Annotated in this window: 15 protein-coding genes; 6 read left to right on the forward strand and 9 right to left on the reverse strand. The window is 74.2% G+C overall.

All coding sequences use genetic code 11. The features are described 5' to 3' along the window. Positions 1–334: 334 nt before the first annotated feature. The 4 genes from M0P34_RS03160 (at position 335) to M0P34_RS03175 (ending at position 6,542) form a co-directional block, all read left to right on the forward strand. Entirely contained in the window at positions 335–1,177 is an 843-nt protein-coding gene (locus M0P34_RS03160; protein ID WP_291496284.1) for a sulfide/dihydroorotate dehydrogenase-like FAD/NAD-binding protein, read from the forward strand. Continuing rightward, positions 1,170–2,597, forward strand: coding sequence for an NADPH-dependent glutamate synthase (gene gltA, locus M0P34_RS03165; protein WP_291496286.1), 1,428 nt, complete (start codon positions 1,170–1,172; stop codon positions 2,595–2,597). Before M0P34_RS03160 ends, gltA begins: the two co-directional genes overlap by 8 nt. A 186-nt stretch (positions 2,598–2,783) precedes the next feature. After that, positions 2,784–3,512: a substrate-binding domain-containing protein gene (locus tag M0P34_RS03170; protein ID WP_291496288.1), complete on the forward strand. Its 729-nt coding sequence runs from the start codon at positions 2,784–2,786 to the stop codon at positions 3,510–3,512. A gap of 15 nt (positions 3,513–3,527) precedes the next feature. Then, positions 3,528–6,542: a PAS domain-containing protein gene (locus M0P34_RS03175; protein WP_291496290.1), complete on the forward strand. Its 3,015-nt coding sequence runs from the start codon at positions 3,528–3,530 to the stop codon at positions 6,540–6,542. Positions 6,543–6,629: 87 nt separating this feature from the next. Here the strand turns inward: M0P34_RS03175 and M0P34_RS03180 are convergent, their stop codons facing one another. The 6 genes from M0P34_RS03180 to M0P34_RS03205 form a co-directional block, all read right to left on the reverse strand. Continuing rightward, the gene (locus tag M0P34_RS03180; RefSeq protein WP_291496292.1) at positions 6,630–7,046 is read right to left on the reverse strand and encodes a secondary thiamine-phosphate synthase enzyme YjbQ; all 417 of its coding nucleotides are present in this window, start codon (positions 7,044–7,046) and stop codon (positions 6,630–6,632) included. Positions 7,047–7,110: 64 nt separating this feature from the next. Continuing rightward, positions 7,111–7,641, reverse strand: coding sequence for a hypothetical protein (locus M0P34_RS03185; protein ID WP_291496294.1), 531 nt, complete (start codon positions 7,639–7,641; stop codon positions 7,111–7,113). Positions 7,642–7,703: 62 nt separating this feature from the next. Continuing rightward, a complete protein-coding gene (locus M0P34_RS03190; RefSeq protein ID WP_291496296.1) occupies positions 7,704–8,615 on the reverse strand; it encodes a zinc dependent phospholipase C family protein in 912 nt (303 codons plus the stop codon). Between the two features lie 76 nt (positions 8,616–8,691). Beyond that, on the reverse strand, positions 8,692–10,062 hold the full coding sequence (locus M0P34_RS03195; protein WP_291496298.1) for a histidine kinase dimerization/phosphoacceptor domain -containing protein: 1,371 nt from the start codon (positions 10,060–10,062) through the stop codon (positions 8,692–8,694). 46 nt (positions 10,063–10,108) lie between these two features. Then, on the reverse strand, positions 10,109–11,695 hold the full coding sequence (locus M0P34_RS03200) for a sialidase family protein (protein ID WP_291496300.1): 1,587 nt from the start codon (positions 11,693–11,695) through the stop codon (positions 10,109–10,111). Positions 11,696–11,703: 8 nt separating this feature from the next. Beyond that, positions 11,704–13,062 (reverse strand): ATP-dependent 6-phosphofructokinase, encoded by a 1,359-nt coding sequence (locus M0P34_RS03205; protein ID WP_291496302.1) that lies wholly within the window; start codon positions 13,060–13,062, stop codon positions 11,704–11,706. A gap of 287 nt (positions 13,063–13,349) precedes the next feature. On the opposite strand from M0P34_RS03205, the gene cbiM reads away from it, so the two are divergent. Next, on the forward strand, positions 13,350–13,958 hold the full coding sequence (gene cbiM, locus M0P34_RS03210) for a cobalt transporter CbiM (RefSeq protein WP_291496305.1): 609 nt from the start codon (positions 13,350–13,352) through the stop codon (positions 13,956–13,958). A gap of 88 nt (positions 13,959–14,046) precedes the next feature. Here the strand turns inward: cbiM and ilvN are convergent, their stop codons facing one another. Further along, positions 14,047–14,370 (reverse strand): acetolactate synthase small subunit, encoded by a 324-nt coding sequence (gene ilvN, locus M0P34_RS03215; RefSeq protein WP_291496307.1) that lies wholly within the window; start codon positions 14,368–14,370, stop codon positions 14,047–14,049. After that, a complete protein-coding gene (ilvB, locus tag M0P34_RS03220; protein WP_291496309.1) occupies positions 14,357–16,042 on the reverse strand; it encodes an acetolactate synthase large subunit in 1,686 nt (561 codons plus the stop codon). Before ilvB ends, ilvN begins: the two co-directional genes overlap by 14 nt. A 472-nt stretch (positions 16,043–16,514) precedes the next feature. Here ilvB and M0P34_RS03225 point away from each other — a divergent pair, with 472 nt between their 5' ends. Continuing rightward, positions 16,515–18,866: an SLC13 family permease gene (locus M0P34_RS03225; RefSeq protein WP_291496311.1), complete on the forward strand. Its 2,352-nt coding sequence runs from the start codon at positions 16,515–16,517 to the stop codon at positions 18,864–18,866. Positions 18,867–18,985: 119 nt separating this feature from the next. On the opposite strand, the gene M0P34_RS03230 is transcribed toward M0P34_RS03225, so the two are convergent. Continuing rightward, positions 18,986–21,193, reverse strand: a 2,208-nt coding sequence (locus M0P34_RS03230; RefSeq protein WP_291496314.1) for a thioredoxin domain-containing protein, incomplete at its 5' end; no start/stop codon positions are given.

The following is a 21,193-nucleotide window of genomic DNA, read 5'->3' on the forward strand; positions in this document are numbered from 1 at the left end:
AGAGAGGCGCCCGGGGTCGGGGGGGGGCGCGGGAGGTCCGGCGCCGGGGCGGGGAACGGCCGCGGGGGCCTGGAGCGCCTGGGCCGGGGCCGGAGGGGGGGCGCGGGGGGGCGGCTGGGGCCCGGGGCGCCTGGGCTGCGGGCATGCCGGGGGCGGGAAAGTCCTTGACCGTGATAGATTGTTCTGGAAAAAACCCTGGTTGGCGCCGAGCCCTGCCCGGGCGGCGCGCGGGTCGCGGGGCCCGTCGCGCGTGCGCCCGTGGCGGCCCGCCGCGCCCCGTCGGGGGGCCGGGCCAGGACTTCAGCGCGCCTTCCGCGCACAGGACGATCCCCTCATGGCCCACCGCATCCTGCACAAGGAACAGCTCATTCCCGGCCAGACCAGCAAGCTCGTGGTCGACGCGCCGCACGTCGCGGCCAAGGCCCGGCCGGGCAATTTCGTCATCCTGCGCGTATGCGGGACGGGGGAGCGCATTCCCCTGACCATCGCCGACGCCGACCCCGAGGCCGGGACCATCACCCTGGTCTATCTCGTGCTCGGCAAGTCCACGGCCATGCTCGAAGCCCTGAACGAGGGCGACGAGATCCTGGACCTGTGCGGCCCCCTGGGCCGGGCCACGCGCATCGAGCCCTGCGGCACGGTGGTCTGCGTGGGCGGCGGCACGGGGGTGGCGGCCATGCACCACATCGCCAAGGGCCACCACCGCGCCGGCAACCGCGTGGCGGCCGTCATCGGCGCCCGCTGCGCCGACCTGCTGCTGTTCGAGCGGGAGCTTTCGGCCTTTTGCGACGAGGTGCTCGTGTCCACCAACGACGGCAGCCGGGGCCACCGGGGGCTGGTCACCGAGGTGCTGCGCCAGCGCCTGGAGCGCGGCGAGGAGGTCGGCGAGGTGGTGGCCGTGGGCCCGGTGCCGATGATGGCCGCCGTGGCCGAGACCACGCGGCCCTTCGGCGTGCGCACCACCGTGAGCCTGAACTCCATCATGCTCGACGGCATCGGCATGTGCGGCGCCTGCCGCGTGACCGTGGCCGGGGACACGCGCTTCGCCTGCGTGGACGGGCCGGAGTTCGACGGCCACGAGGTGGATTTCAAGGAGCTGGCCCAGCGGCTGGCGGCCTTCAAGGAGATGGAGCGCGCGGCCCATGACCACTATTGCAGGTGCCAGGCCGATGCCTAGGCGCACGGCGTCGGCCGCCCCCCGGGTGCCCATGCCCGCGCAGCCCGCCGCCGAGCGGGTGCGCAACTTCGAGGAGGTGGCCCTGGGCTACACCTTCGACATGGCCGTGGCCGAGGCCCGGCGCTGCCTGCAATGCAAGCGCCCGCAGTGCGTCAGGGGCTGCCCGGTGGAGGTGCCCATCCCGGCCTTCATCGCCCACCTGGCCGCCGGAGACGTGGCCGCGGCGTACCGGGCCGTCAAGACGGCCAACAGCCTGCCCGCCATCTGCGGGCGCGTCTGCCCGCAGGAGACGCAGTGCGAGGGGGCCTGCATCCTGGGCCGCAAGGCCGAGCCCGTGGCCATCGGCCGCCTGGAGCGCTTCGTGGCCGACCAGTATGTGCATGTCGACGCCTGCGACCTGCTCACCGGCGCGCGCGACTGCGTGCCCGTGGACCCCTCGCGCCGGGTGGCCTGCATCGGCTCCGGGCCCGCGTCGCTCACCGTGGCGGGCTACCTGTCCTCGCGCGGGGCCCGGGTCACGGTGTTCGAAGCCCTGCACGAGGTCGGCGGGGTGCTGGTCTACGGCATCCCCGAGTTCCGCCTGCCCAAGGACCGCATCGTGGCCAAGGAGGTTCGCGCCCTGGGCACCCAGCAGGTGGAGTTCGTCACCAACCGCGTGGGCGGCAAGACCTTCAGCATCCGCGACCTGTTCGAGCAGGGCTTCTCGGCGGTGTTCATCGGCGTGGGCGCCGGGTTGCCCCGGTTCCTGGGCATCCCCGGCGAGAACCTGAACGGCGTGTTCACGGCCAACGAGTACCTGACGCGGGTGAACCTCGGCCGGGCCTACGACTTCCCCAACCACGACACCCCCGTGATCCTGGGCCGCAACGTCACGGTCTACGGCGCGGGCAACGTGGCCATGGACGCCGCGCGCACGGCCCTGCGCCTGGGCGCGGCCAGCGTGAGCGTGGTCTACCGGCGCACCGTGGCCGACATGCCCGCCCGCCGCGAGGAGATCGAGCACGCCCGGGAGGAGGGCGTGATCATGCAGACCCTGGCGGCGCCGCTGGCCTTCTCGGGCGACGAGCGGTTCGCCCTGCGCTCGGTGACCCTCCAGGAGATGGAGCTGGGCGAGCCCGACGCCTCGGGCCGCCGCCGCCCGGTGCCCGTCGCGGGGCGGACCCGGGAGCTGGAAACGGACCTGGCCATCATCGCCGTGGGCACCCGGGCCAACCCGCTGCTCCTGGCCAGCGAGCCGGACATCGCCGTGGACGGGCGCGGCTACATCGTGGTGGACGAAGCCACCGGCGAGACGAGCATGCCCGGCGTCTACGCGGGCGGCGACATCGTCACCGGCGCGGCCACGGTGATCCAGGCCATGGGCGCGGGGCGCCGCGCGGCCAGGGCCATCGCCCGGCGCCTGGGCTGCCCCGTGGAGTAGCCCGGGCGGCGCGTGCAGGATGGTTTCATTCGGGGGCGTTGACTTTTTCGTCTTTTTCCGGCTAGCTTTTTGGGTCTTTTTCCCTTTCCTGTGATTCCGGCGGGGGGAACCGTGCCGCGTTCCGTCATTTTTCTCGTCGTGTTTGTTGTCCTTCTATGGGCCCGCCCGGGCGCCTGCGGGGAGCGCGTGATCCTGGCGGGAACGGGCGACGGGCAGGAGGTCTTCGAGCATCTGGCCCGGGCCTACATGCGCGCCTACCCCGAAGACGCCGTGGACGTTCCGCCCACGGTGGGCTCCAGCGGCGGCGTGCGCTGCGCCGCGGCCGGAACCTGCGATGTCGCCCGGCTGGCCCGCCCCCTGAAGGACAAGGAACTGCGCTTCATGCTCGCCTACCAGCCCCTGGCGCGGGTGCCCGTGGTCTTCGCCTCCCACCCGGGGGTCGGGGTCCAGCGCCTTTCCCGGGCCCAGGCCGTGGGCGTGCTCACAGGCGGCATCACCAACTGGAAGGCCCTGGGCGGCCCGGATCACAGGATCCTGGTGGTCCAGCGCGAGCTGAGCGAGGCGCCCCACGCCGCCGTGGCCGCCCATCTGCCGGAGCTCGCGGGCCAGCCCCTGGCGGGCCGGGTCGCCTACGACGCCGCCGAGGCCCTGGCCGCCATCGCGGGCACCGAGTTCTCCTTCGGCATTGTCAGCCTGCCGGCGGCCCGCGCCCTGGGGCTGAACGTGATCTGGATCGAGGGGCTGGCCCCCGGCCCGTCGGGCGCCGTGCCTTCGGACTACCCGATGTGCATGACCCACGGCCTGGCCTGGCTCCCCGAGCCCGCGTCCGCAGTCCGGCGCTTTCTCGATTTCGTCCTGGGGCCCGAGGGCCGGGCCGCCCTGGCGGAATTGGACGTCCTGCCCCTGGCGCCGTAGCGCCCGCCCCGGGTCATGGGTTCCCTCAAAGGCCGTTTCCTGCTTGCCGTCCTGGCCGTGGCCGCCCTGGCCACCGGCCTGCTCGGCCTGTCCGCCGACGCCATCGTCTCCGCCCTGCTGGAGCGCAACCAGGCCGCGGTCCTTGGCGAGATCATGGACCGGATCACCGAGAACCTGGCCCTGCGCGACGGCATGAAGCGCGCGGCATTCCTGCGCCTGGACGAGAGCCGCGAGGTGGACGGCTACGCCCGCAGCTTCGCCGAGCATCATGTGGCCCGGCTCTTCGACACCGCCAGCGGCGAGTTCGCCCTCATCGGCTACACCGACGCCGCCGGGGTGGAGGAGGTCAAGGTCGGGCGGGGCGGCACCCGTCCGGAGCTGAACGACATCGCCGCCACGGGCCTCTGGGGCGAGGCCCTGCTCCGGCCGGGGCGGATATTCGTGCGCCCCGGCACCGGCGGAAGCGGGCCGCTGCCCCCGGGGATATACTACGCCGTGGCCCGCCAGGAGTTGTCCGGCAGGGTTGCGGGCCTGCTGTACGCAATGGTCCCGGTGCAGGAGTTCTGCCGCAGCTTCCAGGCCATGCAGCTGGCCCTGCCCGGCACCCTGACCCTGGCCGCCGCCGACGGCACGCCCCTGCACAGCCAGGCCCTGGGGGCCGATCCCCTGCCCGCCCACGCCCTGGCCAGCCTGTTCGAGACGCGCGTGGACGAGCTGCCCGCGCTGCCCGGGGCCTGGCCGGTGGCGCGCGGCCTGCGGCTGGCCCGGGCGGACGGCCGCGACCTGGTGGTTGTCGAGGGCCGCGTTCCCGGGCTGGACTGGCGCTGCGCGCTGTGGATCCCCCGCGAGGCGTTCCTGGCGCCCCTGGCCGCGCTGCACCGGCAGGTGGCCTGGATCGGGGCGGCGATCCTGGCGGTGGCGGCCCTGGTGACCTTCCTGCTCGCGCGCTGGATCGGCCGCCAGGTGCGGCCCCTGGAGCGGGCCGTGGCCCGGGTGGCCGCCGGGGACTTCAGCGCCCGGGTCCAGGGAGCGCCCCGGGCGGAGTTCGGCCTGCTGGCCCGCAGCTACAACGCCATGCTCGACACCCTGGAGGGCTACGAGCGCAGCCTCGTGGCGGCCAACCAGTACCACGCCGAGCTCATCGCCCAGATGGGCGAGGGGCTGCTGGTTCTCGACGGGGCCGACCGCGTGACCCTGGCCAACCCGGCGGCCCGCCGCATCCTGGGCCGCGAGGGCGAGAGCCTGCTGGACCGTACCCTGGGCGAGGCCCTGGCGCCCTATCGGCGCCCGGACGACACGGACCTGCCCCCGGAGCGCGATTTTCAGGACCTGGAGCTCAGCCGCGCCGCCGAGGACGGCTCGCGGAGGTGGCTGTCCCTGTCGTGCGCGCGACTCAAGGCCGGGGACGGCACGCCCCAGGGCTCCCTGTGCCTGCTGCGCGACATTTCCCGGGCCAAGGGCGACGAGCAGGCCCTGCGCCTTTCGGCGCGCCGCTTCCGCGAAATGGCCGACCAGCTGCCCACGCCCATCGTCGAGGCGGGGCCGGAGTCCGAGGTGGTCTATGCGAACCAGGCCGCGCGCGATGCCTTCGGGTTCGCCTCCGAGCCGTCGGCGTCCCGGCCGAGCCTGCGGGGCCTGGTGGCCCCGGGCAGCCGGGGGCTCTTCGATTCCGCCGTGCGCCTGGCGGCCACGGGCCTGCCCTCGGGGCCGTGGGAGCTGGTCATGCAGCCCCTTGGCGGCGGCGAGCTGACCTGCCTGGCCCATCTGGCGCCGGTACACGACCCGTCCGGGGGCGCCGGGGGCGTGCGCCTGTCGGTCCACGACATCTCCGAGCGCAAGCGCGCCGAGCGGGCCGCCCTGGAGGCCAAGGAGGCCGCCGAGGCCGCCACCCGCTCCAAGGGCGAGTTCGTCGCGGCCATGAGCCACGAACTGCGCAGCCCCCTGCACGGAATCTACGCCACGCTGCAAATGCTGGAGCGCACCGGGCTGGACCAGGAGCAGCGGCGGCTGCTGGAGCGGAGCCTGGACACCTGCCGCAGCCTTGTGGACGTGGTCAACGACGTGCTGGACATCTCGGGCCTGGACGCGGGGGCCCTGCGCCTGCGCGAGGCGCCGTTCGACCCGCGCGCCGCGGCGGCCCTGGTGCTGGACAACTTCCGCCCCCAGGCCCAGGCGCGCGGCCTGGCCCTGGAGGCGCTGGTCCACGAGGACGTGCCCCGGCGGCTGGTGGCCGACGAAGGGCGGTTGCGCCAGGTGCTGTTCAATCTCGTGTCCAACGCCGTGCGCTTCACCGACCGGGGATCGGTGCGCGTGGAGGCCGCCGCGCTGCCCCACGGGCTGCCCGGCGGGCGGTCGTTGGTGCTGTGGTCCGTGGTCGACACGGGCCGGGGCATCCCCGACGAGCTCCAGGGCGGGATATTCGAGGCATTCGCCCAGGCCGGGGACGCCCCGGTCCGGGGTGCGCGGGGCTCGGGGCTGGGGCTTGGCATCGTGCGCAGGTTGGTGACCCTGTGGGGCGGCAGCCTGACCCTGGAGAGCGGTTGCGGTGCGGGCACTTCCGTCCATTTCACCCTGCCCGTCAAGGCCGCCCCGGAGCCCGGGGCGGCGGCGGAGCCCGGCGCCGGGCCGCCCGGGCCGCCCGTGCGCCGCCTGCGGGTGCTGGTGGTGGACGACGAGCCCCTGAACGTGATGACCATCCAGCTCTTCCTGGAAGGCCAGGGGCACCGGGTCGTCTGCGCCCGCGACGGCGACGAAGCCCTGGCGGCCCTGGCCGGAGGCGGCTTCGACTGCGTGCTCATGGACGTGCAGATGGCCGGGCGCGACGGCCTGGAGGTCACCCGCGCCATCCGCTCGGGGGCCCACCCCGGGGTCGCGCCGGGGGTTCCCGTGGTGGCCATGACCGCCCACGCCCTGCCCGGCGACCGCGAGCGCGTTCTTGCGGCGGGCATGGACGGCTACATCGCCAAGCCCGCGTCCCTCGGCGAGCTGGAGACCCTGTTGCGCGAGGTGGCCGGGGGGGCTCCGGCCTAGGTGCCGCCCGGGCCCCGGCCCCGCGTCCGCCCCGGCCGCAGGCCGTCCCCGTCTTCCCGTTTCCGGCGCGCCGCCCGTTTGCGGACGCTACTCCCCGATGATCTTGACCAGCACGCGCTTTTTGCGCCGCCCGTCGAACTCGCCGTAGAAGATGCGCTCCCAGGTGCCGAAATCCAGGCGGCCGTCGGTGACGGCCACCACCACCTCGCGGCCCATGATCTGGCGCTTCATGTGCGCGTCGGCGTTGTCCTCGCCCACGTTGTGGCGGTAGCCGGACACCGGCTCGTGGGGCGCCAGGCGCTCCAGCCAGGCGTCGTAGTCGTGGTGCAGGCCGGATTCGTCGTCGTTGATGAACACGCTGGCGGTGATGTGCATGGCGTTGACCAGGCACAGGCCCTCGCGGATGCCCGACCGGGCCAGGCAGTCCTCCACCTCGGGGGTGATGTTCACGAAGGCTCGGCGCGTGGGCACCTGGAACCAGAGTTCCTTGCGGTAGGATTTCATGACGTTCTCCCGTTGTTGCGGGCCGGGGGCCCGGGGTGGGGGGGGCGGCCCGGGGCCGGGCGCGTCAGGCCGGGGGGCGCTGGCGCGGGGCCTTGCCGGGCAGAAACGAGCTGCGCAGGAAGCGCGGCTGGAAAAAGCGCAGGGGGTTGCGGGCCACGGCGTCGGGCAGCAGGTGATACCAGCGGTAGCCCATCGCATGGAACAGGCGGCGCGCGCGGCAGCCGTGCCCGGCCTCGCGGGCGGCCTGCAGGGCCGCGTCGCGCTGGCAGCGCGAACCGGCCACCAGGGCGAAGATGCGGCGGTTCCACCCGTGACGCGAGAGCATGGCCTTGATGCGCCGGTATTCGCGAAAGCGCGAGAAGCCGTCCAGCAGGCAGATGCAGGCCAGGCCCAGCCACCCGGCGGCCAGGACGGCGCAGGCCGAGGCCGCGCGGTGGCGGGCTTCGTCCAGATGGCCCAGGGCTGCCAGGGCCAGGGCGGTACAGACGGCCGCCGAGGCCAGGGCCGTGGCGTGGGGCAGGGGCGAGGCCCGCAGATAGCGCAGGGGCAGGGGCGGCGCGGGTGCGGCGGGGGAGCGGGGGCCGGGGGCTGGCATGGCTGTCGTGTCCTCGGCGGATGGGGGTGGCTCGCGGCCGGGCGGCCGGCTTGCGCCCGGGGTCAGCCCGTGGGGCGCAGGGGGATCTCCGTGTTGCCCTGCCTGTCGTGCAGGCGGGGCAGGCCCGTCAGCTGGCTGGCCAGGGGGAACAGCCCGCCCGGGGTGCGGCCCGTGCGGCGCCCGGGGCAGACGCCCTGGCGGCGCATCCCGGCGGCCCGCCCCAGGGGCGCGCTGCCGATGGGGTCGAGCTCCATCACCGGCGAGGAGCCGGGCCGGGCCAGGAAGTCGCCCACCGCGTCCAGGGTCAGGGCGAACATGTCGCGGAAATAGCGCCGCCCGCCCAGGTGCAGCACCCGGTCGGCCGCGTGCAGCGAGCTGTCCCAGCGGCGGCGGCCGCACAGGGACAGGTGGCCCTTGATGACCTGCTTCTTGAGCAGGAAGGGCCAGCGCCTCTGGCGCACCGTGGCCAGCAGGGCGGCGTCGGTGTCCTCCTGGGGGCGGGCGAAGAGCTCGCGGGCCTGGCCGGTGTCCCAGCGTACCTGGGCGTCGGCCTGCATCTCGATGTAGACATGGCCCAGGCGGCCCCCGGCGGGCAGGGCGCAGAGCATGTCGGGCACATAGTGGTTGTGGGCCACGGTGTCGGCGGCCAGGTGGGCGAGGTAGCCGTAGGCGTAGGCCCTGGTGCGCCCGCTGTCGGCCCGGGCCAGCAGGCCCAGGCCCGTGGCCCAGTTGTGGCTGTGCCCGGGGCGCACGGCGCTGCCCTTGCCGATGAAGATGTCCGCCGCGAGGCTGCCGTAGAGAAAGGCCCCGGGATGCTGGGAGAGCATGCGGGCCACGTCCTGCGCCACGCAGTCGAGGTTGGCCAGGAACCAGTTGCCCACGGCCATGTGTACCCCCGGCCCCCAGGCGTGGGCCTGGGCGTCGGGCAAAAGCAGGAAGAGGGCGAGGGCCGCGATGGCGGTGAGCAAGGGCATGCTGGTTTTACGCGGGGTGTTCCCCGGGGCTGTCCCGTCTGGTGGATTTGCCCTTCCGGGCAACCCCCATGATGCCTCAAGGCCGGGGTGAAGGCAAGGGGGCGGCGTCGGCGTCCCGCTCCAGGGGCAGGCGCATGGTGGCCGTGGCCCCCGGCCCGGGGGAAAACTCCACGCTGCCGCGCAGTTGCAGGGTGACCAGGTTGCGCAGCAGGCGCAGGCCCTGGCTCGCCGGGTCGCGCGCCTCGGCGGGCGCTCCGGGGCCGTCGTCGCTCACGCGCACCAGCAGCTCGCCGCCCCGGGCGCGCACCGTCAGGGCGATGCGTCCCGGGCCGCCGGGCCGGGCGTGCCTGAAGGCGTTGGTCAGCAGCTCGTTGAGGGCCAGGCCGCAGGGCACTGCCGCGTCGAGGGTCAGCGGCACCTCGTCCAGTTCGAGGTCGAAGCGGGTGGCCTCGCGGCCGTGGAGCTTGGCCGTCTGGGCGGCGAGGTCGCGGGCGTAGCGGCCGAAATCCACGCGGCCCGTGGCGCCGTCGGCGTAGAGCTGGCCGTGCACCAGGGCCATGCAGCCGATTCTGGCCTGCAGGTCCTGGCAGGCCGCGACAACCTCGGGATCGGCGTCCTTGATGCGGCTTTTGGCCAGTTCCACCAGCCCGGTGATGACCTGGAGGTTGTTCTTGACCCGGTGGCGCAGCTCGCGCAGCAGGGTTCTGTTCTCCTCCAGGGAGCGCAGGGTGTCCGCCTCGGCCTGCTTGCGCGCGCTGATGTCGCGCACGGCGGTGGTCAGCCACAGGGCGGGGGAATCCGGCTCCCGCCGGGGGCAGGTGGCCAGCGCCAGCCACAGGACGCGCCCGTCGCGGGTACGCGCGCGCAGTTCCGTCCTGCGGCCTTCCCCGGCTCCGGCGGCGGCGAGGTGGCTTTCCAGCAGGGGCAGGTCCTCGGGCAGGACGATGCGCTGCCACTGCTCGACGGTCATGATGTCGTCCGGGGTGTAGCCGCTTGCGGAGTGCAGGGAACCGGAAATCCAGTCCACGCGCAGGGAGCCGTCGGGCAGCACCTCGGCGTCGATGTTCAGGTCCGAGGTGGTGGCGCTGATGGCCCGGTAGCGCTCCTTGAGGCGCAGCAGCTCGCGCTGGTTGGCCCGCGTGGCGGCCACCACGGGCAGCCAGCGCCACAGGCCCCAGGCCAGCAGGCAGGCCCCGCCCAGCAGGCCCACCACCCGCTCGATCAGGTCAAGCAGCGGCTCCAGGCGGGCGCCTTCCCCGGGCAGCGGCACGGGCAGCCCGCGCAGGGTGCCCAGGGCCGAGGCGCAGAGCAGCAGCGCGAACCCGCCCACGATGGCTCGCCAGCCCGGGGTGCCGTCCAGGCCGCGCCGGGCGCCCGCATGCAGCAGGGTGGCGAGGATGGCCGCAAGGATCAGGGTGCGCAGGGTGTCCAGGATCGGGTCGGTCATGGGCTGTGCCTTGGCTGGGGTTCTGTCGGGCGGGGCCGGGGGCCGCTCATCGGCGGGGTCCCGCCCGGGCGCGGTCGGCGGGCGTGTCGCCCGCGGCGGGAAAATCGGCGGTGTCGAAGCGCGTGGCGCGCACATGGGCGGCGGCGCAGGGGGCGTAGTCCGGGTCCCGGGCTTCGGCGTGGTGGTAGACGCAGACAAAGCGCCCGGGCCGGGGCTCGGCCCAGCCGGAATAGCCGAAATCGGGCCAGGCCACGCCCGGGGCGTCGGCCAGGCGCAGCACCTCGCGCCGGACCCGCGCGTCGGGCTGGCCCTCTGCCGGGGTCCAGGTCCAGCCGTGGGCCGGGGCGCCGCCCCGGGGGCGGATTTCCTGGGCCACGGCGCGCCACAGGCTGCGCCCGGGCTCGCCGGGCAGGGCGCCGAAGCATACGGCCCGGCGGCGTACGTCGGCCGCGGGCAGGGCCACGGCCAGCCGGAGCTCGCCGTCCACCAGGGCCCGGACCTCGCCGGGGCGCCATTCCAGGCGGATGCGCCGGGCCGCGCCGGGGGCCAGGGCCGTGCGCGCGAGCACCTCGGGCGGCCCCTGGCCCCGCGCCGGGGCCCCCAGCAGGGCCAGGGCGTCCGGGGTCAGACGCCACCAGCCGCCCAGGCGCAGGCCTGCCGCGCCTTCCAGGCAGCGGACTTCGGCTTCGAGGACGGCGTGCTCGGCGTCGGGGTCCGTCAGCGGCCGCAGCAGCCACGGCGCCGTGGCCGTCGGCGCCTCGAGCAGCAGCCCGGCGGGATACAGGGGCGGCGGCGGGCCCGGGGCATGGCTGGCCGGGCCCTGGGGCGCGAAGCCGCGCAGGGCCTCCTCGGGCCCCAGCCAGGCCGAGGTGCCCGCATTCGGCCCCGTGTCGCGGAAGGTGACCAGCAGGCGGCCGTCGGCGGTCAGGCCCGGGGTCGGCCGATGGCCCAGCAGGGGCGTGGGTTCGGGCGGGCTCCAGGTCCGCCCGTCGTCGTCGCTGTGGCTGCGGCGGATGGGTTCGCCCACATGGCTGTTCTCGCGCAGCAGGGCCAGGATGCGCCCCGAGGGCAGGCGGACCAGGGCCGCCTCGCACAGCACCAGGCGCCCCGGGCCCGCCAGCAGCCCCCGGGGCCCCCAGGAGCGCCCGGCGTCGTGGCTGGCGAAGACCACCTGTTCCGTGGGCCGCTGGGCGCTGGCCGGGTCTTCGGGGCCGTCGAGGTGGCGGTGGGCCGTGGTCAGCCAGGGGCCGCCGGGCAGGGCCAGGATGCGGTCGGGCACGCCGTGGGTCATGCCCGCGCCCCGGGTGGAGCTCCAGGTGCGCCCCTGGTCGCGGCTGGCGAACAGGGCGCCGTCGTCGTCCAGGGCGCAGACCAGCCCCGGCGCCGGGGCGCACAGGCGCGGGCAGTGGCCCGTGCCGCGGGCGACCTCGCGGGCCGGGCCCCATGACGCCCCGCCGTCGGCGCTTTCGCGGGCCAGCAGGGCGCGCCGCGTGGCCACATGGCGGTCGGCCTCGCGGTAGACGCACAGCAGCCCCGCGCCGGGCAGGGCCAGCAGGTCGGGGAAGCACAGGTACTGCCCGGGGCGGGCGTCCACCACGCAGTGGCGCGCGCCCAGGGTGGAGATGGAGGCCAACCGGGGCCTCAGGATGCCCCGACGCCCTGGTCGCAGCCCTTGGCGTAGGCCAGCTGTCCGGTGCTTTCCATCACCGCGCGCCAGTAGTCGGAGTCGATGTTCAGCCTGCGGCGCCCGGCGGTGACCAGGGTCAGGGGCAGGTGGATGTAGTGCCCGCGCATCCGGCTGACCACCATGCCCGTGCGTCCGGACATGGCGGCGTGCACGGCGTGCTGGCCCAGGAATCCGCAATACACGCGGTCGTTGGCGTTGGCGGGTACCGAGCGGATGATGTAGCTCGGGTCGATGAACTTCACGGTGTGGGCCACGCCGCGTTCGTCCAGGTGGCGGGTCACGCGCTCGCGCAGGATGGAGCAGATGTCGCCGAGCTGCACGTTGCCCGAGGCGTCGGTGCTGCCCGAGGCGCGGCACAGGTCCTGCCCGGCGCCCTCGGCCACCACCACCACGGCGTGGTGGCGCGAGCGCAGGCGGCGCTCCAGGGCGGCCAGGAAGCCCTCGGGGCCGTCCATCTCCAGGGGCGCCTCGGGCACGAGCACGAAGTTGACCTCCTTGAGGGCCAGGGTGGCCTGGGCGGCGATGAAGCCCGACTCGCGGCCCATGAGCTTGACCATGCCGATGCCGTTGTAGGCGCCGGTGGCCTCGGTGTGGGCGCATTGGATGGCCTGGGTGGCGGCCTCCACGGCGGTGTCGAAGCCGAAGGACTGGGACACGAAGCTGATGTCGTTGTCGATGGTCTTGGGGATGCCGATGACCGCGATGCGCGCCCCGCGCCGGGCGGCCTCCAGGTGCACCTTGTGTGCGGCCTTCATGGTTCCGTCGCCGCCGATGAAGAAGACCACGGAGATGTTCATGCGCTCCAGGGCGTCGACGATCTCGTCGGGCGGCTGGGGCCCGCGCGAGGAGCCGAGCACCGTGCCGCCGAAGAGGTGGATGTCCGACACCGAGCCCGGCGTCAGCTCCCAGACGTTGTGCCCGTATTTGGGGATGAAGCCCTCCAGGCCGAAGCGGATGCCCAGGGTCGCGGCCACGCGGTAGTTGTGGTGCGCGTCCATGACGATGGCCCGGATCACGTCGTTGATGCCGGGGCAAAGGCCGCCGCAGGTGACGATGGCGCATTTGACCTTGGAGGGGTCGAAGTAGACCGTGCGGCGCGGCCCGGCCAGCTCGAATTCGCAGCGCCTGGTCTGGCCGCCGGTCAGGCCGAGCTCCTCGTCCAGGTGGACGGCGACGCCGGCGTCGTCGGGCAGGAAGCGGCTGTAGGGCAGGGGCGAGGGCACCTTGGGCACCCCCACGCGGGCGATGGCGGTGTCCACATCCTTCCCGGCGGCGCCGGGCGCGGCCTTTCGGGCGGTTTTCCTGGCGGGCATGGCGGTCTCCTGTTCTGGCGGGGCGCGGGGCGCGCTCCGGGTTCAGCCTTCGTGTACCAGAAACCCGGGCGCGGGCAAACCGCAATCCGCAGCCCCGGGCGGCGCGCGCACGCGGGGGGCTGGCGCCAGGGCGTGTTGCGCGCCTCGCCCCGGCTGCTGGCGGCGCGCGCCGGGAGCCCTGGCGCCCCCCGGACCGGGGCGGCCATTCCCGCCGCCCCGGCCTGGTGACACGAAGGCCGGTTTCGTGTACCCCTGCCTTGGCGCCCCTGGTGCGCCGAGGAGGCGGGATGCATATTTCCGAAGGCGTGTTGTCCCCGGCGGTGCTGGCCGGGGGCTGGGCCCTGGCCGCCACGGGCACGGCCCTGGGCCTGCGGCGGCTGGACCACGACCGGCTGATGCCCGTGGCCATTCTTTCGGCGGCGTTTTTCGTGGCCTCGCTGATCCATGTGCCCGTCGGCCCCTCCAGCGCGCACCTTGTGCTCAACGGCCTGCTGGGGGCCATGCTCGGGCTGGCGGCCTTTCCGGCGATCCTGGTGGCGCTGACGCTCCAGGCCGTGCTCTTCCAGTTCGGCGGGCTCACGGTGCTCGGGGTGAACACGTTCACCATGGCCTTTTCCGCCGCGGCCTGCGGCCTGGCCTTCCGCCCGCTGCTGGCGCGCGGCGGGCGGGCGCGCTCGGTGGGCGCCTTCTTGTGCGGCGCGCTGGGCGTCGGGCTGGCCGGGCTGCTCACGGCTTGCGCCCTGGCCCTGTCGGGCGAGGGCTTCGCGGCCGTGGCCGTGGCCCTGCTGCTGGCCCATCTGCCGGTGATGCTCGTGGAGGGCGTGGTCACGGCCCTGGTGGTGTCCTTCCTGGCCCGCGTGCGGCCCGAGGCCCTGGAGTTCGCCCCGGCGGACTGACGGCCCGGCCCGCTTCCGGAGCGTCGGCCCGCGCGAGGCGTTGCCTCGCGCGGGCCGCGTCGCTTCCCCGCCCGGCGCCGCCTCGCGGCTACGCCGCGAAGAAGCGCCCCAGCTCCGCGAACAGCGGGTGGTCGCCCCCGTGGCGCTCCACCTGGCGCACGTCCTCCAGCTTGCCCACCTGGGTGATCATCTGCTCCAGGCGGCGCTGGTCCTCCACCAGCAGCCAGATGCGGCTCGTGGCGCCGTCGCCCACGGGCATGCAGGCGATGCCCTCCACGTTGTAGGCCCGGCGCGAAAACAGCCCGCAGACGTGGGACATGACGCCGGGATGGTTGTTCACCGTGAGTTCGAGCACGACGTGCCGCATGGTCTTCTCCTTGGCGGGTGCGCCCGCGTGGTCAGGAACAAACATTGGCCGCATCTCCGATCATTTCGCGGTTGGCCGCGCCGGGAGGCACCATGGGGTACACGCCCTCGTCGGCGCGCACGGGCACGCGGATCAGGCACGGGCCGCGCTCGGCGAAGGCCAGGGCCAGGGTCTGGGCCGGGGCCACGCCCGTGGACAGGTCGTAGGCGCGCATGCCGAAGCCCCGGGCGATGGCCGTGAAGTCCGGGCGCATGCGGTAGTCCGAGCCGAAGATGCGCCCGCCGTAGAAGAGCTGCTGCTGTTGCTGCACCAGGCCCAGGGCGTTGTTGTCCAGCAGGATGATCTTGATGTTGGCGCCCTGCTCCACGGCGGTGGCCAGCTCCTGGATGTTCATGAGGATGCTGCCGTCGCCGCTGAAGCAGACCACGGGCAGGTCGGGCCGGGCCAGGGCCGCGCCGATGGCCGCGGGCAGGCCGAAGCCCATGGTGCCCAGCCCGCCGGAGGTCAGCAGGCGGCCCGGGCGGCTGAAGGGGTAGGCCTGGGCGGTGCGCATCTGGTGCTGGCCCACGTCGGTGCAGACCACGGCGTCCTCGCCCGCCAGGCGCGCGGCGTGCAGGACGACGCCGTAGGCGCTGGCGGGATCGTCGGCCCGGGGCGGCTCGAAGCCGTGGCTTTTGCGCAGCCGGGCCACGCGCGTGGTCCATTCGGTGCGCCGTTTGCGCGTCACCAGGGGCAGCAGCGCGTCCAGGGCCTGGGCCGCGTCGGCGGTGATGCCCACCTGGGGCGTGCGCAGCTTGTCCATCTCGCCGGGGTCGATGTCGATGTGGACCACGCTGGCCTGGGGGCAGAACTGGTCGAGCTTGCCCGTGGCGCGGTCGTCGAAGCGCACGCCCACGGCGACGAGCAGGTCGCACTCCTCGAGCAGGATGTTGGTGCAGGGCGCGGCGTGCATGCCGAGCATGCCCAGGCACAGCGGATGCGCCGCGGGCAGGGCGCCCAGGCCCATGAGGGTCATGGCCGCCGGGATGTCGGCGCCCTCGGCCAGGGCCTGGGCGGCCTGGGCCGCGCCGGAGCGCGCCACCCCGCCGCCCAGGTAGAGCAGCGGGCGCCGGGCGTTGTCGATGAGCGCGGCGGCCCGGCGCAGGGCGTCCATGTCCAGCGCGGGCAGCGGGTCGGGGCGGCCGGGGGCGGGCCAGTCCTCGAAATGGGCCACCTGGGTCTGCACGTCCTTGGGGATGTCGACCAGCACGGGGCCGGGGCGGCCCGAGGCGGCGATGCGGAAGGCGGCGGGAATGACCGTCAAAAGCTCCCGGGCCGAGCGCACCAGGAAGTTGTGCTTGGTCACCGGCAGGCTCATGCCGTAGATGTCCACCTCCTGGAAGGCGTCGGTGCCGATCATGGCGCTGGGCACCTGGCCGGTGATGCAGACCAGGGGCACGGAGTCGAGCCGGGCGTCGGCCAGGGCGGTCAGGGTGTTGGTGGCGCCGGGGCCGGAGGTGGCCAGGAAGACCTGGGGGCGCCCGGTGACGCGGGCCATGCCCTGGGCGATGAACCCCGCGCCCTGTTCGTGGCGGGCGAGGACGTGGCGGATGACGGTGCTTCGGGCCAGGGCGTCGTACAGCGGCAGGTTCGCGCCGCCGGGGATGCCGGGGATGGTTCGGATGCCTTGACGCTCAAGGAGCCGGACGACGATTTCGGCTCCGCTCGCACGTTTCATGGGGACCAGCCTCCTTGGGTTGCCCGGGGGCGCGGTCGGGCGGAGGCCGCCGGGGTGGGCCCCCGACGAAAAAACCCCCGCCGACCTGCGCCGACGGGGGTTGCAATGCAATCGTTATGAAAGAGCGAACCCTACAGCGCAACGGCGTTGCGACGACGTACGAGCACCAGCGCTACGACGACCAACGCCTTGGCGGCGAGGAGCAGTAGGGCGAGTCTGGTGGGCGTCATCGCGACGGGCCTCGGGGGTTCGGGTTGGGGCGCCGGTGCGCCCGTTTCCGAAAGCGTTACACTCCGGGGGCCGGGGCGTCAAGGGGGAGGGGCCGGACATTTCGGGTGACCCCGGAGGCGGGTCGGGGTATAAGGGAAAAACCGCCCCTCCCGGGCGGTGCGGCCCGGCGCGGGGTCGGATATCATTCTTTCATGGGGGGCCGTCCGGCGCGCACGGGCGGCCTTCGAACGGAGAGAAGGACGTGCTGCAACTGGTTCTGCTTGCGGGCATCACCCTGACGGCCCTGGTGCTGTTCGTCGGCGGCTGGCTGGCGGTGGATCTCGTGGGGCTGCTGGTCTTTTCGGCCCTGGCGCTCACGGGGCTGGTCAGCCCCGACGACGCCCTGGCCGGGTTCAGCAGCCCGGCGGTGATCACCGTGCTGGCCATGTTCATCCTTTCCGCCGGGCTGTCGCGCACGGGCGTGGCCTACCGGCTGGGAAGGCCGCTGCAACGCTTCGCCCGCAGCAGCGAATGGGTGCTCGTGGTGGTGCTCATGGTCGCGGCGAGCATCCTCTCCGCGCTGATCAACACCACCACCGTGGCCGTGATCCTGCTCCCGGCGGCCATGGACCTGGCCCGGCGCAGCGGGCGGGCGCCCTCGCGGCTGCTGCTGCCCCTGGCCCTGGGCTGCCTGCTGGGCGGGCCCTTCACGGGCATCTCCACCCCGCCGAACATCCTGGTCACCGACGCCCTGCGGAACGCGGGGCTCGCGCCCTTCGCCATCTTCGACTTCACGCCCATCACCGGGGCCATCGTCCTGGCGGGCGTCGTCTTCATGGTTCTCGTGGGGCGGCGGCTGCTGCCCTCGGCGGCACGCGGGCAGGTGGCGCCATCGGGCGGCACCGAGGCCAGCTACCAGTTCGACGCCCACGTTTTCTCCCTTGGCATCCGCCCGGGCTCGCCCCTGGCCGGGCGGACCCTGATGGAAACCCGCCTGGGCTCGGCCCTGCAACTGACCGTGGTGGCCCTGCGCCGGGGCGAGGACCTGCTCCTGGCACCCCGGCCCGACGAGCGGTTGCAGGAGGGCGACGTGCTGGTGGTCCACGGGGCGGTGGAGCGCTTCCAGCATTTCCACGGCAGCAAGCACCTGCGGGCCACCCCGGGCCACGTCGCCGAGGGGCAGGCCGAGCGGCGGCTCCTGGTGGGCCGCGGGGTCGTCGGCCAGGGCTCGGCCCTGGTGGGGCAGTCCCTGGCCGAGAGCTCCCTGCGCCGCGAGCACCGGGTCCACGTCCTGGCCCTGGACCCGGCGGACCCGGCGCAGGGCCCGGCTGGCAGGGACATGGCCCGCAGGCCCCTGGCCGCCGGCGACGAACTGACCTTGCTGGGCGAGCCCGCCGCCCTGGCCGAGGTCGCGCGCGCGGGCCTGCTGGACGGCCTGGAGACGCCCTCGGGCGCCGCGGCCGCCGCGCCCGCCGTCCCCGTTTCCGGGCCGTACATGTCCCTGCATGTTCCGCAGCAGTCGGCCCTGGTGGGCCTGACCCTGGCCGAGAGCCACCTGGGCAACAAGTTCGGGCTGACGGTGGTGGGCATCCACCGCGACGGGGCCCTGCTGTGCATGCCCGAGCCCGGCGAGATCGTCCGGGGCGACGACGTGCTCGTGCTGCACGGCTCGCAGCGCGACTTCGACGTGCTGCGCAGCCTCCAGGACCTGGCGCCCATGCCCACGCCGCCGAGCCTGGCCGCGGAGCTGGAGTCCCAGCGCATCGGCGCCACGGAGATCCTGCTTTCGCCGCGCACCACGCTCACGGGCAAGACCCTGGCCGGACTGCGCTTTCGCGAGCATTACGGCCTGAGCGTGCTGGCCCTGTGGCGCGGGGGCAAGGCCCTGCGCACGGGGCTGCCCGAGCTGCCCTTGCAGTTCGGCGACGCCATGCTCGTCTACGGTTCGCGCAAGAGCCTGGAGGCCGTCTCGCGCGACGCGGACTTCCTGGTGCTCGACCAGGAGGCCGCCCAGGCCCCGCGCCTGGAGAAGGCGTCCCTGGCTGCGGCGATCATGCTGGGGGTGATCCTGTCGGCCATCCTGGGCCTGGCGCCCATTTCCATCATGGCCCTGGCGGGCTCGGCGCTGATGGTCCTGTTCGGCTGTCTGAGCATGGAGGAGGCCTACCGCTCCATCGAGTGGAAGGTCGTCTTCCTCATCGCCTGCATGCTGCCCCTGGGGGTGGCAGTGGAGAACACGGGCGCCGCGCGCATGGGCGCCGAGGTGCTCATCGCCACGGTGGGCCACCTGGGGCCGCGCTGGGTGGTGGCGGCCCTGTTCCTGGTCACGGTGCTGGGCACGCAGGTCATCCCCACGGCGGCGCTGGTGGTGCTCATGGCTCCCGTGGCCCTCAGCGCGGCGGCGGACCTGGGCATCTCGGCGCACCTGCTGATGATGACCGTGGCCATGGCCGCCTCGGCCAGTTTCGCCAGCCCCCTGTCCCACCCCGCGCACCTGCTGGTCATGGGCCCGGGCGGCTACCGCTTCACGGACTACCTGCGCGTGGGCATCCCGCTGACGGCGGTGGTCATGGCCGTCAGCGTCTGGCTGCTGCCCATCCTCTGGCCCGCGTAGGGCAGGGGGCGCGCGGGAGCGCGGAGCAGGCGCGCAAAGGCGGAGCACTCGCGCAAAAACAAGACCTCCCCGTCGGCCTGGGCCGGCGGGGAGGCTTTTGCATGGGGAGGGCGCCGGGCTCAGAAGGCCAGGGCCGCCGGGTCGCTGACCGGGGCCGCGCAGGTCTGGCCGAGGCAGATGTGGGCCGTGGCCTTGCCGCCCCGGGCGGCCATGCCGCGGGTGAACGGCGCAAGGGCGTCCAGGCGCGCGTCCGCCGGGTTCTTGAGCAGGACCAGGGTGTCGGGCGGGGCCTGGGTGCGGATGGCGGCGAGCAGGGCCTCGGTGTCCGGGCTGCCGGGGGTGCCGACCACGACCACGTCCGGGCCCGGGGCCAGCCAGCGGGCCAGGCCGCACAGGAAATGGGCGTGGGCCGAGGGGTGTTCGGCGAGGTTGCCCGAAAAGGCCGCCAGCAGGGCCTCGGCGCGGCGGGTGTGCGCGGGGTCGCCCGTGAGCCGCCCCAGGGTCAGCAGGTTCTCCAGGGCCAGGGCGTTGGCCGAGGGGTGCGGGCCGTCGTAGACCTCCTTGGGCCGCGCGGGCAGGCCGGGGGCCTGCCCGGCGGTGAGGAAATAGCCGCTGCCTGTGGGCGCGGCGCCGGGGGCGTCCGTTCGGGGTTCCCGGTCCGGCGTTGCGGCGCCGGGGGCCCCGGGCTGCCGGGCGCCTGTGGCCGCTGGCGCTTCGTGTCCCTCGCCCGGTTCCGGAGTCTCCGGTGCGCCCTGCGCCTCTTCTGGCGCCGCTCCCGGGGCCGCCGGGTCCCAGAAGTCCTGGTCCATGCGCCGTTGCAGCTCCAGGGCCCGGGCCAGGTGCCCGGGGTCGTGGCCCGCCGCGTAGAGCTCCAGCAGGGCGCCCGCCAGGGCGGCGTAGTCGTCGGCCGTGCCGGGCACGGCGGGCCGCCCGTCGCACCACGAATGCCACAGCCCGCCGTCGGGGCGGAGCATGGCCGTGAGCACGAAGTCGGCCGCGCCCCGGGCGGCGGCCAGCAGGTCCGGCCGGTTCAGCAGGCGCGCCGCGCGCGCCAGGGCGGCGATCATCCGCCCGTTCCAGTCGGCGAGGATTTTGGTGTCCTGGGCGGGGCGGGGGCGCGCCTCGCGCGCGGCCAGGAGCCGGGGCCGGATGCGCTCCCAGCGGGCCTGCTCCCCGGCGGCCAGGGGCTGGCGCAGGTGGAGGATGTTGGCGCCTGTGGGCTGGCCCGTGGCTTCGTCGCGGTAGTTGCCTCCGGCCTGCATGCCGAAGCGCGTGGTCACGAAGGCGCCGTCGTCGGGCCCAAGCAGGGCCATGACCTCGGCGGTGGTCCAGACGTAGTGGGCGCCCTCGCCGTCTTCGCTGTCGGCGTCCTCGGCGCTGTGGAAGGCGCCGCCCGGCGCCGTGAGCACGCAGACCACATAGTCGCAGGTGTCCTCGGCCGTGCGCGCGAACAGCGGCTCGCCCGTGGCGGCGAAGGCGTCCAGGCAGGCCAGGGCCAGCCCGGCCTGGTCGCAAAGCATCTTTTCGAAATGCGGCAGCAGCCATTTTTCGTCCGTGCTGTAGCGGAAGAATCCCAGGCCGACGTGGTCGAACAGGCCGCCCAGGCGCATGGCCGAAAGGGTGTGCAGGGCCATGTCGCGCGGGGCGTCCCGCCCGGTGCGCCGGGCCTCGGCCAGCAGGAAGGCCGGAGTGTGCGGCGCCGGGAACTTGGGCCCGGAGCCGAAGCCGCCGAAGCGCCGGTCGTAGCGCAGGGCCAGCTCGTCGGCGGCCTGGGCCAGGACCTGGGGCCCCGGCAGGGCGCCGCCCCGGGCGGCCCGGGCGTAATGCTCCGCCAGGTGCCCGGCCACCTGGGCCGCGGCCTTGGCCAGGGTCGCGCGGTCCTCGCGCCACAGGCGGCCGACGTGCACGGCCATGTCCAGGAGCCCCAGGCGGCCCGGCACGGCGCGCGGGGGCATGTAGGTGGCGCTGAAGAAGGGCTCCCCGTCCGGCGTGGCGAAGATGGTCAGCGGCCAGCCGCCGCGCCCGGTGGTCATCTGGCAGGCGGTCATGTACACGGCGTCCACGTCCGGGCGTTCCTCGCGGTCCACCTTCACGCACACGAAATGCTCGTTGAGGGCGGCGGCGACCTCGGCGTCCTCGAAGGACTCGCGCTCCATGACGTGGCACCAGTGGCAGGCGGAGTAGCCGATGGAGATGAACAGGGGCCTGTCATCCGGGCGGGCCTCGGCCAGGGTGGCATCGCGCCAGGTGCGCCAGTGTACGGGGTTTTCCGCGTGTTGCAGCAGGTAGGTGCTTTTTTCGGCGGTCAGCAGGTTGGCGGGGGGTCG

Source organism: Desulfocurvus sp. (genome assembly GCF_023230885.1).
GTDB lineage: Bacteria > Desulfobacterota > Desulfovibrionia > Desulfovibrionales > Desulfovibrionaceae > Desulfocurvus.